This window comes from Myroides odoratimimus (genome assembly GCF_030326305.1).
GTDB classification, from domain to species: domain Bacteria; phylum Bacteroidota; class Bacteroidia; order Flavobacteriales; family Flavobacteriaceae; genus Flavobacterium; species Flavobacterium odoratimimum_A.
The window spans coordinates 57,811-71,663 of sequence record NZ_JACAKB010000003.1; the positions used below are offsets into that span (position 1 = coordinate 57,811).

The 13,853-nt window shown below is 34.4% G+C and carries 9 protein-coding genes; 6 read left to right on the forward strand and 3 right to left on the reverse strand.

All coding sequences use genetic code 11. The annotated features are described in order from the left end of the window. The first annotated feature begins 33 nt into the window (after nt 1-33). The 4 genes from HX049_RS03595 (at nt 34) to HX049_RS03610 (ending at nt 4,174) form a co-directional block, all read left to right on the forward strand. On the forward strand, nt 34-858 hold the full coding sequence (locus HX049_RS03595) for a hypothetical protein (protein WP_286414142.1): 825 nt from the start codon (nt 34-36) through the stop codon (nt 856-858). Between the two features lie 574 nt (nt 859-1,432). Further along, the gene (locus HX049_RS03600) at nt 1,433-2,632 is read left to right on the forward strand and encodes an aminopeptidase C (RefSeq protein ID WP_286414144.1); all 1,200 of its coding nucleotides are present in this window, start codon (nt 1,433-1,435) and stop codon (nt 2,630-2,632) included. A gap of 20 nt (nt 2,633-2,652) precedes the next feature. Beyond that, nucleotides 2,653-3,480 carry a mechanosensitive ion channel family protein gene (locus tag HX049_RS03605; RefSeq protein ID WP_286414146.1) on the forward strand — a complete coding sequence of 276 codons (828 nt, stop codon included), beginning with the start codon at nt 2,653-2,655 and terminating at the stop codon, nt 3,478-3,480. Between the two features lie 106 nt (nt 3,481-3,586). After that, nucleotides 3,587-4,174, forward strand: a complete 588-nt coding sequence (locus HX049_RS03610) for a type 1 glutamine amidotransferase family protein (RefSeq protein WP_286414147.1) — start codon at nt 3,587-3,589, stop codon at nt 4,172-4,174. 219 nt (nt 4,175-4,393) lie between these two features. Here the strand turns inward: HX049_RS03610 and dusB are convergent, their stop codons facing one another. Then, the gene (gene dusB / locus HX049_RS03615; RefSeq protein ID WP_286414149.1) at nt 4,394-5,386 is read right to left on the reverse strand and encodes a tRNA dihydrouridine synthase DusB; all 993 of its coding nucleotides are present in this window, start codon (nt 5,384-5,386) and stop codon (nt 4,394-4,396) included. Nucleotides 5,387-5,541: 155 nt separating this feature from the next. On the opposite strand from dusB, the gene HX049_RS03620 reads away from it, so the two are divergent. After that, nucleotides 5,542-7,908: a hypothetical protein gene (locus HX049_RS03620; protein ID WP_286414151.1), complete on the forward strand. Its 2,367-nt coding sequence runs from the start codon at nt 5,542-5,544 to the stop codon at nt 7,906-7,908. Here HX049_RS03620 and HX049_RS03625 read toward each other — a convergent pair. Continuing rightward, nucleotides 7,889-9,046 (reverse strand): Pycsar system effector family protein, encoded by a 1,158-nt coding sequence (locus HX049_RS03625; protein WP_286414153.1) that lies wholly within the window; start codon nt 9,044-9,046, stop codon nt 7,889-7,891. The two genes, HX049_RS03620 and HX049_RS03625, sit on opposite strands and share 20 nt — an antisense overlap. Nucleotides 9,047-9,073: 27 nt before the next feature. Between HX049_RS03625 and HX049_RS03630 the strand changes: the two genes are divergently transcribed. Further along, nucleotides 9,074-12,814, forward strand: a complete 3,741-nt coding sequence (locus tag HX049_RS03630) for a metallophosphoesterase (protein WP_286414154.1) — start codon at nt 9,074-9,076, stop codon at nt 12,812-12,814. On the opposite strand, the gene HX049_RS03635 is transcribed toward HX049_RS03630, so the two are convergent. Continuing rightward, nucleotides 12,797-13,678 carry a hypothetical protein gene (locus tag HX049_RS03635; protein ID WP_286414156.1) on the reverse strand — a complete coding sequence of 294 codons (882 nt, stop codon included), beginning with the start codon at nt 13,676-13,678 and terminating at the stop codon, nt 12,797-12,799. The genes HX049_RS03630 and HX049_RS03635 overlap by 18 nt on opposite strands. Nucleotides 13,679-13,853: the final 175 nt, after the last annotated feature.

Genomic DNA, 13,853 nt, shown 5'->3' on the forward strand with positions numbered 1-13,853 from the left:
TGTTAACTTAAATTTGCATAAAATATAATAGCTATGAAAAAGATTATTTTTAGTGCTTTAGCAGCACTTGCATTTGTCGGAGTATCATGTAGTTCAGATGATAATAGTATTGGTAATGGTGATGGAGGTGTTACTCCTCCTAATAAGAATATTAAGCTTATTAGTCAAGTAGTTACTGTTGATGATGCACATCCTGCTGATAAACTTACGTTTAATGTGAATTATGATAATGATTCTAAAGTTACTTCTGTAGTTGGAAATGAGTCTAACGATGAATACTTTGTAGGAGAGGCGACATTTAAGTATGAAGAGAAAACAAAGCTGACTGAAGTAAAAGCAGGAGGTGATTTGTTCCCTGTTCAATTGTTATTAGACAGCAATAAGAGTTTATATAAATATGGGAAAGTACTTGAGTATGATAAAAAAGGAAATCCTACAAAAATTCTTATGCATTACGATGAATATTTGTTTGAAGAATTAGGTGGTACTAAACAAGGGATATTAGAATTAGAGTATGATAATAACCCTAACTTTACATTCCATACTATGAGAGCTATGGGGATAATAGATGCAATAAAAGGGGTAAATGTTATATTTAATGATGCTACAGGTAATCCAGTAAACAAGCTGTTAAGCGAATTAATCTCGGTTAATAATATGGTTAAAGGGAAAGTATACTTAGAAGACGGTACACTTATTCGTACCACTACTGTTACTTATGACTTCGATGAACAATTATACCCTAAGTCAGCAGTAGTTACTAATATTGGTATTGAGAGAGATTATAACTTCCAGAATGAAGTTAAGTATATTCCTTATTCAGAGAGTGGACGAGTAATGTTTGAATATAAGAAATAAATGACTCTGTTTTTAAATATAGAAGTCCTTAGAGATAATCTAAGGGCTTTTTTTGTTATTATTAGTGAACTATGAAGTATTCGTCTTTTAGTTATTCACTTAAGCAGAGATACTGTTTTACTGTTGAATAAAGTTTTTTATTTATTATAATTGCTTTCCTTTCTAGTGAGTCGATGATATGTGGGGGTTATCTCTATATTGACTCCGTTGTTTTTACGTCAAATAACGGAGTCATTGTGGACTTACTACGGAGTCACTACGTACTCATCCTGTCTTCACAGCGAATAATGCAGGTCTTAATCAGAACGAAATGCAGTATGAAAGAAAATAGATAAGAGAAATAACTAATATACAGACTTAGATAATGGTAGGGAATTAAGATGTGTGAGAGGGTGATTAAGAGCTGCGTAGAGGAGTCGATATGTTGTGTAGAGGTATTTTTTTAGTTTAGAGATTTAGGTGAAATGAAATCTTTACTCAAGTTAATCACTACAATAAACCTAATTTTAAGAAGCTAATGCAAGGCTGTTTAAATCACTTTTTTTATCTTTACGATTCTAACAAACCTAACGATATGTATAAAAATCAATTAAAAGCATGGGTTTTAGCCCTTATGCTTTCAGCTGGATATTCTGTTACTACTGTAGCTCAGGATAATTTAGTAAACTCATTAAAGTTAAATGCAAGTGCAAAGAGTAAAGAGCTTTACACGTTTACGGATGTAGTGAATATTGAAAACACTTCTGTGAAGAATCAAGGTTCTTCTGGGACATGTTGGTCTTATTCAGCGAACTCATTTATCGAGTCAGAAATGATGAGAATGGGAAAACGTCCTGTAGAGATTTCTCAGATATTCTCTGCTCGTAATGCATATATCGAAAAAGGGAAAATGTATGTAAGAATGCATGGTGCTGTAACGCTAGGGGATGGTGGTGCGTTCCACGATGTGATGAATATGTATAGAATGTATGGGGCAGTGCCTCAGTCTGTATATGATGGACTGAATTATGGAACGACTATTAATAAATTTGGAGAGATGGCTGCGATACAAGAGGGTATCTTAAAAGCAGTAGTGTCTAACCCTAATAAAAAATTAACTCCGAACTGGGAGAAAGCGTATACAGCAGCTATCGATGCTTATTTAGGAGAGGCTCCTAAGGAGTTTACATGGGAAGGTAAAAAGTATACTCCACAGAGCTTTGCAAAAGATGTAATAGGAATCAACGCTGATGATTATGTAGAGATAGGATCAGACCTAAATTACCCTATGTATGAGAAGTTCGTATTGTTAGTGCCTGATAACTGGGCTTTTAATCAAGTGTATAATGTACCGATGCAGGAGCTAACAGAGATCATCGATCACGCAGTGAATAATGGTTTTACTGTAGCATGGGCTGGTGATGTGAGTGAGAAATATTTTAGCTGGAAAAATGGTGTAGCTTTCGTTCCTGAAAAGGATTGGGAGGATATGTCTGCTGAAGAGAAAGAAGAAATGTTTAACGGGCCAAAACCAGAGAGAAAAGTTACTCCTGAGATGCGTCAAGAGGCATTCGATAACTATACGACTACAGATGATCACGGGATGCACATCGTAGGTATCGCTAAAGATCAAAAAGGTAGAGAGTACTATATCATCAAGAACTCTTGGGGAACTACGAATGACTATAAAGGATATATGTATATGAGTAAAGAGTTCGTGAAGTATAAAACGACGGATATCATGATCCATAAAGATGGTATCCCTAAGGGAATAGCTAAAAAAATGAAATTGTAAATAGAAATTAAAAAATTGTTATGGAAAAATTTGCTGGAGGATTAGAGAATATGATAACTAATATTATGGGAGCTCTACCTAAAATTGGGGTAGGAATTCTAATATTAATTATTGGAGGGTTTATAGTTAAAGCTGTTTTAAGAGGTTTACGCCATCGATTTGAAAAGCGCGATATGGAGAAGTCCCTTAGAGGTTTCTTGTTGAGTATTATACAGGCGATATTGTATATACTATTACTGTTGACTGCTGCTAATACTATGGGAATCGAGATATCTTCATTCTTAGCGATATTTGCTTCTGCAGGTTTAGCTATTGGTCTAGCACTTCAGGGGAGTTTATCTAACTTTGCTGGAGGGGTGTTGATCTTGTTGTTTAAGCCTTTTAAAGTAGGAGAGTATATCTCTAACACTGGAGGTGTAGAAGGAACAGTTGAGAAAATAGACCTGCTTTATACTACGATAACTGGAGCTACAGGATTAAAGATCTATTGTCCAAACGGGCCGTTGGCTAACTCGGTAATTACTAATTATAGTGATATTATTTCTCGTCGTTATGACTTCGTAGTAGGTATCTCGTATGATGCTAATATTAAGACAGCACAGAATGTTATCCAAGAGGCTCTTGCCAAACATGAAGCAGTCAAACAAGATCCGAAGCCTATCATTTTTGTGAACAGTTTAGCGGATAGCTCTGTAAACTTAAATGTACGTGTATGGATGGATAAAGCTAATTACTGGGATACCGTATTCGTGATACAGCAGATAGTTAAAAATGCTTTAGATGAGGCAAATATCGAGATTCCATTTCCACAAAGAGATTTGCATATTATATCAGATAAAACAAAATAAGATTAAAACTCCTTTCAATTTGAAAGGAGTTTTTTTGCTATGATTTGTAGCGACTAGTTTAATTTGGTTGATATAATATTTCTATATCTTTGAAAAAAAGAAGAAGATGGAAGCAAATCATATTTACATTTACTTATTTGATGGATATTCAGATTGGGAGATTGGATATCTGATGCCTGAATTAATACAAGATAGTCGATACCAGGTATTAACTGTCTCTGATACAGGTGCTTATGTTACTTCGGTAGGAGGATTAAAGGTAAAGGTAGACTGTAGTCTCGAGGATATAGACATCTCTACTCTGAAACTTTTAATACTGCCAGGAGGAGAGATGTGGGAGAAGAGTACAAATAACTTTAATGCTATTGATAGGGTAGTTTATGGGATTTATAAATACCAGTTACCAATAGCTGCTATTTGCGGAGCTACGCTATATTTAGCACAGAAAGGAATGTTAGACTATGTGAAGCATACGAGTAATGCCTTGTTCTATATGAAGGGGTTAGTACCTACTTATCGCGGAGAGATGAACTATGTCGATCAGCTCGTGGTTAGAGATCAGAATGTAGTAACAGCTAGTGGTGTAGGAGCTACAGAGTTTAGTAGAGAAGTGATGAAGGTGCTAGAATTTAATAGTGAATATGTAGATAGGTGGTTTCAGCTGTTTAAATATGGTATTTTTCCAGCGGCGTAATACTAACGGAACAAGAAATGCGTTTGTAAATAGAAACCAATAAAAATAGTTCGTTTCAGAGAGTATTTTGGTATAGTTAGTGATAGCATAATTATGCGTTAGTAATTATGTAGATAATTTTATGTAGTAAGTCCATGAACTAGGGATTGCAGCATAGAAATTGTTTTGAAAAAGAAAAAAACCACCTAACAATAGGTGGTTTTTTTATATGTGTAAGATTTACTCTATTACGTAGTCTTTATATTCTTCTGCTATTCTATCAAATAAGGATAATAACTCGATAGGGTCATCTGTAGTAACCAACTGTAAACGATGAGGCTTAAAACCATGGATACCTTTAAAGTAATTAGTATAGTGACGTCTCATCTCTACGATACCTAGTCGTTCGCCTTTCCATTCCATAGACCATATTAAATGATTTTTGGCGGCATCTAATCTGTCTTTTATAGTAGGAGGAGGCAATAGTTCTCCTGTATTAAAGAAATGCTTAATTTCATCAAATATCCAAGGATATCCGATAGCAGCACGACCGATCATCATACCGTCTAATCCGAAAGTCTCCTTGTACTCTAAAGCTTTATGAGGACTGTCTATATCTCCATTACCAAAGATAGGAATCTGGATACGAGGATTGTTTTTAATACGTTCTATATGTGTCCAGTCCGAGTGCCCCTTATACATCTGTGCTCTAGTACGTGCATGTATAGTCAATGCCTGAACACCTACATCTTGTAATCGTTCTGCTACTTCGTCTATATTGATAGAGTCTTCATCCCATCCTAGTCTAGTTTTTACTGTCACAGGTAGGTGGGTACTATTAACTACCGCTTTTGTTAAACGAATCATTAAATCAATATCTTTTAATACACCCGCACCAGCGCCTTTAGACACTACTTTCTTTACAGGACAACCAAAGTTAATATCCACTAAATCTGGCTGTACAGTCTCTACGATTCGAGCAGATTCTGCCATTGCCTCTTCATCACCTCCGAATATTTGTATTCCTACAGGGCGTTCATAGTCGAAAATGTCTAGTTTCATCTTACTTTTCATCGCATCTCTAATCAATCCTTCTGAAGAGATAAATTCTGAGTACATTAAGTCAGCCCCGTGTTTTTTACAAAGACGGCGAAATGGAGGGTCACTTACGTCTTCCATTGGCGCTAAAAGTAATGGATGATCAGGAAGTTCTATATTGCCTATTTTAATCATATTAGTTCTAGAAATTTGATGCAAAAGTACAATTTTTTTAGGTTATAGATTTTTAGTTTAGTTAATGTTATCTATAAATGGTATAACTTAGGATCTGGTGTAGAGGTCTGCATTTAGTTATTTAGTATCTTTATGTCTTAAAATAAGCCGCCACTATGAGACTTGCAACGTTTGATTTTACACCTTTTGAAATAAAGTTTTCTTTTCATCGCCTAGTTGAAGCAATATATTTATTTATTGAAGACCCAGAGAAGAATGAACTAAAGAAAACATATTTTAGGGATTTATTAGGGCGTATTAGTCAAGTTCCCTGTTTATTAGAGCCGATCGTAGATCCACAAATATTGCGAGATAATGCAACTTTAATAAATGAATTGTTAGAGATTTTATTTCCAATAGCTTTAACTGACAATGAGATTAAAGCAGTAGGTATGCCTTTTCAGAATCTAATGTTTAATCATAGCAGAAGGTTTAAGAAGATAATAGAAGAGAGTGGAGGCAATTATAATATGGAAATTCGTGATTTCAATCAACATCAGTATTATATAGCAAGCTGTTGTATTATCATGAATCATTATTTTAAGGCTAATTTTGATTTAACGCGACCATTGTTTATTGACTTGCCTGATTCAAAAGGGATTATTCATCATTATCGTGTATTGTATAATGCTGATTTTGTAGAGGTCATTCCAAAGGAAAACGCTGTTATGCTTACCAAAGAGGATATTGAATTGTTAGAGGACAACTTTGACAATCTGGAATTATGGATAGAGAAGTTCCCTCAGCATAGTTGGCAATTAAATGGTTTTGGTATTATCAATCTGATAGATGTTACGATAGAAAATGCCCTGTCGTTACTTAAGGAGAATTTTCTAAAACCAGAATTACAATGTGTGCCTATAGGCGATATCATGGAGCCATTATTTAGCTCTATTTTTAAGGTGGCTAATCTAAGGATTGGATATACACCCTTAGAACCAGATCTATTAGTGCAAAAAGAAACGAATGAGATGATGGCAATGTCTAGTTTCTTATTGGATGAAACTACAGGCACTATAAGACTGTCAAAAAAGGCCTATCAAACTATCGTAAAGAAGGAGAGTTATTACAGTATTTCTGATGTAGATAGAGAGGTTTTAGATGAAGAAGAGGCAGAAATGTGTGCGCGTTTGCTAGCGAAAGGTGTAAAGAGTTGTCTGTTTAGCCCTGTTGTAATTTCGAGTGGTGTAGAGGGAGTATTAGAAATAGTGTCTAGTGAAAAAAGAGTACTCAATAGTGTAAATGTGCAGAAACTAAATGCGGTAATGCCCTTTGTGTCTGAAACTTTTGAACGTGTTAAGTTAGATATGAAGAATCATGTAGAAGCTATTATACAGAGAGAGTTCACGACGATACATCCTAGTGTTTATTGGAAGTTCTTAGAAGAGGCTAGACGTAACTATATAGATAGTGTAGCAGAGAAAGATTACTTCATTAACCCTATTGTATTTAAGAATGTATATCCGCTATATGGAGAGATAGATATAAAAGGGTCAGGAGCACTTAGAAATGAAGCAATATTAAGTGATTTAAAAGAGCAATTAGAGAGATTAATATTAATATTTAACAATTGCTGTTTGACCGATAATGCTCTAATATTAGAAAGACATTGTTTAAAATTACAAGCTTATTTGCGTCAGTTAGATACTAACTTTGTATCTGGTTTGGAACAGCGTATTCAGACTTATATCACAAAAGAAATACACCCTTATCTTAATCAAGAGAATGACATCTTTAATAGAAGTGATCTAGAAGATTATTTTAATTATATTGATGTACAGTTAGGTATCTATTATAGATATCGAAAGATCTATGATACTCAAGTAGGAAAGATGAATAAGTGCTTTTCTGATTTACTAGATACTCGTCAAGAAGTAGTTCAAAAGATCTACCCTCACTATTATGAGCGCTTTAAAACGGACGGGGTAGAGCATAATCTATATATTGGAAGCTCGATAACACCTAATAAGTCATTTGATTTTACCTATTTACACAATCTTCGTTTGTGGCAATTACAAGTGATGAGTGAACTGATGTGTGTACATTATCGAAATAATATACAAGATGCATTGACGATGGATGTTACTGTATTGATTTTTGTATATGATTCATCTTTAGGTATCCAGTTTAGGATGGATGAAAAGCGCTTTGATATAGATGGTTCTTATAGTACGCGTTATGAAATTATCAAAAAGAGATTAGATAAGGCATGTATAAAAGGATCTACTGAGCGTATAGTACAGCCCGGTAAGATAACTATCGCATTTGCTTCAAATTACCACTTAGAAGAGTATCTTAATTATATCCAATTTGGACAAAAGATAGGTCTTCTAGACGATAATTTAGAACAGTTCCTTATCGAAGATATGCAAAGTGTCTCAGGATTAATAGGTATACGCATAGGTGTGAATACAGACTATGATATAGACTTATTAGATTATGATACATTAATGCATAGATTTCTTAAAAGCCAATACCTCTAAATGCTAATGTAAAGGTTATAACTGATAGTAAAATACCTAAGGTGAAAACAGCGTATGTGATACGTAGAAATTTGTATTTTTTATTTAAAACTGTGCCAAGGCTATACAAATCTTTAGTAAGGGCATGATGCAAATATTGTTTGTCTTTCATTATTTCGCGTAACGTTTCTTCGTATTCTTCAAAAGGCATTTGATGGAAAGTACCGAAGAATAATAGGTTTACTTGTCGATTTTCGACTTCTTCTTTAGTAAACTTTCCAGAAGTTAATTTTGGTCTAGTTGATTGTATTGCAAAGATAATAGTGGCTACACTAAAGATAAGCAAAACAAAAGTCGGAATAATTAAATGCGCATTGCTAGGACTATCTAATTTAGGTATTAACGTAGATAGACAGATAGAAATAATAATCGCATTAACGGATAAAAGTATATTCGCTTTCCTATCTGCGATGGCACTAAGTTGAGTATGGTTACGCAGTGTTGTTCTAAACAATGTATCTATAGTTCTATTCGATTCTATCTTTTCTTTTTTCTTTTTATTAGAGTTGATTTTATCTATTTTAGAAAGTACATCTAGTAGATTTTTTTGTTTGGTAGGTTGCCAATTTTGCTGAGCATAGGTGGTGTAGTAGCGATGTCTGTATAGCATTACATCTCTATTTTGTTCTAACCATTCTAGTCTAGTAAATGTTTTAGAACATAGTGTTTCTATTTCTTTTTTAAGTAGGTTACTTGTCTCTACATAGTTCTCATCAGAGAAGTGTGCGAAATCAGCATCTTTAATAATACACTCTAAGTCATTCTCTGGCACATAGTCTAGCTTAGTAGCTCTAATTAATTGCATGACTGTCAATACATCATCATGAGGTATACCGTTCTCTAATAGATAAGTCTGTGCCATCTGGGCACCTCTTTCTTCATGTCCTTCCCAAGAATTAATATAACCTATATCGTGAAACCACGCTGCATATCTCAGTAAATTGGCATTATGACTATCTACTGTTAAGTGATTTAAAATTTCTTCTAAACCATTAACAACACGTACTGTATGGTTAAAATTGTGGTACGTATATTGATGTGATAGTGTATCTTTGTGTATCTGAAAGATGTGTTCTTCAATCTTTTGTAGAATCGTCATAGTCATAACCTTTATAACCTCTAAAATATGAAAATATTTTTTGAAACACCGTTAAAGCTTTCAAAAATCGCTGTTGCACTTTCTTTAACCTCTTTAGTAGGTCTAGTATCTTGTGCAACATTTGAGCCTCAATATGGCACCAAAAGCGGAGCATTACCTAAAGAACGCAGTAGTGATCAAAAAATTGTACATACATATTATTTAGTTGGAAACTTAAGTCAAGCAAATAATACAGAGGAACAAGAACATTTAGATGCTTTTAAACAGATGTTGAGTAATGAGACTAATAAAAATTCAACATTAATATTATTAGGGAATAATACAAAGAAAGGGATGCCTAGTACTTCTTCAAAAAAGAGAAAGAAAGCAGAAGAGGGGTTAGCGAGTCAACTGGGGTTAATGGAAAGTAATAAGGGAACGACAGTATTCATTAATGGTGAGTCAGATTGGCAAGGTAGTTATGAGGGAATAAAGAATTTAGATAAATATTTAGTAGAAAGAACAGGAAATAAGAAAGCTCTACTCCCTCGTAAAGTATGTGGTTTAGAAAGGCTTAAAATAAATGATGACACTGTTCTAATCGTAATCGATAGTCAGTGGTATATTGAGAATTGGGATCATCATCCGAATATCAATGAAGACTGTGATATTAAGACAAGAGAAGATTTTTTCGAAGAAGTAAGAGGAGAGATTAATAAGAATCAGAATAAGGTGGTGGTATTAGCGATGTATCATCCTGTATATAGTAATGGTAATCACGGAGGAAAGTTCTCTGTACAAGATCATTTATTTCCTATAGGTAACAATATCCCACTACCCATTATAGGAAGTGTATATAACTATACTAGACAGATGTCTGGTGTAAATCCTCAAGATCTTCAAAGTAAAAAATACAATGAATTAAATAAGCGCATTAGAACAATCGCGCAGATGTATACAAATGTTGTGATAGCATCAGGTCATGAGCACAATCTACAGTATATAGAAAGAAATGGAGTGAAGCAGATAATAAGTGGAGCGATGAGTAATCTTACTCCTGCTAGAGCTGTTGTTGACGGAGACTTCTCTGCTGGCGTGTTTGGGTATTCTAAGTTAGAGATTAGAGAAGACAAGAGTGCTAAGCTATCATTCTTTGGTTATAAAGAGGGAGATTATACACCTCTATATAGTACAGTGATGCTAGATAACTTTGGAGGAGGTAAAGAAAACCGAATTGTAGATAATAAAGAGCTTGAACAACAAACAGCAGAAGCTAGTGTATATCCTAAGAAATGGACAGAAAAGAGTAAGTTTTATCGATTCTTATGGGGTGAGCATTATCGCAATGTATACGGTACGCCGATAACTGCTCCTATAGCAGATTTGACTACTTTAAAAGGAGGACTGACACCCACTATATCTGGAGGAGGTAATCAGTCTATGTCACTAAGATTAGTTGATAATGATGGGAAAGAGTATGTGATGCGCGGTGTGCGTAAGAGTGTATCTCGTTTTGCACAGACTGCTGTATTTAAGGATCACTATGTAATGAATGCTTTTGATAATACATGGACAGAGCGATTCATATATGACTTCTATACTACTTCTCATCCTTATACGCCATTTATACTTGATGGCTTAGCAGATAAGATAGGGATGTATCACACTAATCCAGAGTTATATTATGTGCCTAAGCAGTCTGTCTTAGGTAGGTTCAATGATAACTATGGGGACGAATTGTATATGATAGAAGAAAGACCTTCGTCAGGATACGAGGATGAAGTAAGCTTTGGGAACGTTAGTAATATCATTAGCACAACTGATGTTATTGCGAAGTTGAGAAAGGATGAGAAATATGAGGTGGATCAGACGGCTTATATGCGCGCTAGAATCTTTGATATGTTGATTGGAGATTGGGATAGACATGGAGATCAGTGGAGATGGTCAGAGTTTGCAGAAGGGAATAAAGTGATCTATAGACCAATACCTAGAGATAGAGATCAGGCTTTTGCTAAGATAGATGGTGCTTTGTTATCATTGATAAAGAAGCTTCCTCCACTTAGACATATGCAGAATTATACAGAAGACTTTGCTAATCCGAGATGGATTAATAAAACAGCTTTTCCATTAGATCAATACTTATTAAAAGGGACTACTTTAGAAGATTGGTTAAGAGAAGCTAAGGATATTGTAGAGAAGTTAGACGATGAGGCATTAGATGAGGCGTTTAGTAGATTACCTCAAGAAGTACAAACAGACGAAGTAGAAGAGATTAAAAGAATATTTAAAGCAAGACGTAGTAAGATAGACGCTTTCTTGCCAAAATATTATAAACAGTTACGCGAGTATGTCATCTTATCAGGAACTGATAAGAAAGAAGTGTTTGACATTGAGAGATTGGCAGAAGGAAGTGTTCGTGTAAAACAATATAGAGCTAAAAAGACAGGTGAAGAGCTTGTGTTCGATAAGGTATATAATGCTACAGAGACTAAAGAGATTTGGGTATATGGACTGAATGATGAAGATACTTTTAAAGTAAGTGGAGATGAGAAAGCAAAGATTAAGATTAGATTAATAGGAGGTAAGAATCAAGACACTTTCTTAGTAGATAATTCTTCTAAAGTAATCGTGTATGATTATGCGGATAAGAAGAATGAAGTAAAGATGGAAGGTGCTAATGGAAGAACGGTACTGACTAATAAGTACGATATCAATAACTTTAATTATGAGCGAGTGCCTCTTAACTTGAATATGTTATTGCCAAATATTGGTTTTAATCCAGAAGATGGTGTTAAGCTTGGTTTTTTATACAGTTCTACACGTTCTAAGTTCATTCAAGATCCTTATACAGCGAAGCATGTGTTGAAAGGTTTTTACTCTTTTAATACAAAAGGGTTAGAGGCAGAGTATAAAGGGTATTTCCCTAACGCTACTAATGGCTGGATGTTTACGATAGGAGGTAGAGCTACTAGCCCTAATTTTGCAGTGAATTATTACGGATTGGGGAATGAGACATATTACTTTGATAAAGAAAAAGGCAAAGATTATAAGAGAGTACGCATTGAGAGCTATTCTGTTTCTCCTGGATATAGATATGAAGGAAAACAGGGCGCTAGCTTTGAAGCAAATTTAGAATATGATGCCTTAAAGGTAAAACATCAAACGGATAGATATATAACAGATGATGTAAATGGCGTAGATGCTAAGGTTTTCGATTTTCAACAGTATGGAGGTCTTAAGGTAGAGTATAATTATGAGCAGTATAACTATCCTGCTAATCCAACAGTTGGTTTTGGTTTTAATTCAAAACTTGGGTGGAGAATGAACTTAGAAGAGACTAAACAGAATTTTGCTTATTTAGACCTTAAAGCGAGTTTCTTACACTATATTGATAAAGGAGAAAGAGTAGTACTTGCGACTAATTTTACATACCAAACTAGGTTTAATGATAATTATGACTTTTATCACGCAGCCACTATAGGAGGTAATGCTAACTTAAGAGGATTTAGACCAGAGCGTTTTACAGGTAAATCATCTTTTGTACAAACAACAGATTTAAGATTTAATGCAGGTCAATTCACTGCAGGATTTCTCCCTATGAGTTATGGTTTTTATGGAGGCTTTGATTACGGTAGAGTATGGCAGCCAGGGGAGTCTTCTAATAAGTGGCATAACGCTTATGGAGCAGGACTGTGGATAAGTGCTGTAGAACAAGCGACTCTACACTGTTCTTTCTTTAACAGTGTAGATGGAGGTCGCTTTGTATTTGGATTAGGGTTTGGGTTTTAATGTACCCAAATCCACTTTATAAATTTTACCACCTTTTTTATCTTTTACTTCATCAGCTAGATAGATAGTGTTGTTATCTCCAAAAGTCACAGACTCTTTTTGAGAGACGTGGTGTAGTTTGTGCTCACTAATCTTCCCGTCCATAATAGCGTTAGGATTAAACCCGTCTATTATCCAAAGTTTAGAATGAGATAATAACACAAACGTTTTTTCATCAGGACTGATAGCAGCACCTGTGATAGCACAGTGTTTATAGATATTACAGCCATTAAATGTTTGTACATGTTCAGCCTTGTGATGTCCAGTTTGATTAGGTACCTTATATACTAATGACGTACCATCGAAGCCCTTACTTCTATTTTTAGTGAAGATGTAGAAGTTATTGTTGTATAAGATAAAAGCTTCTGCATCATATAATAGTTCAGTCTCTTTAGGAGGGAAAGCCTTTTGTTCAGGATACTCAAATGAGATTACTGAAGCTACCTCTGTTTTATCTTTCTGCAAATCCTCTTTGTTTATCTTTAAGATACGTAGATCCTTTCTCGTATTCTTATTGTTGCCAAAGTCTCCGATATAAAGATTACCTTCTTTATCAGCAGTTAATTCTTCCCAATCTATATTCTTCTGATCTTTTATTTTTAGAGTATGGCTTATTTTACCATCTGACTTTATTTGATATAACTCATTCTTATTACCACTGTCTTGTAGTGCCCAGAACGAATCAGAAGCAGCGTCGTAGTATAGTCCTGATACTTCTTTAAGATTGTTAGGAAGTATGATATGATCTTTCGTTATATCGCTCTTTTGTCCGCAACTTACTAGGGTCGTTAGAGAGAATAAGGATATTGTAAGTAATGATTTCATAGTATATTCTTTTATGAATATAAAGTTACTAAATGTGTTATTATAAAACATAGAATAGACTACTAAATCTAATACAATAGATAATATAACCAGTTTCTTTAAAATAAAGGAAGATTGTAAGACAGAAAAATAACTAAAAATTGAAACTTTAAAGTATATTTGCAAAATATAGGCT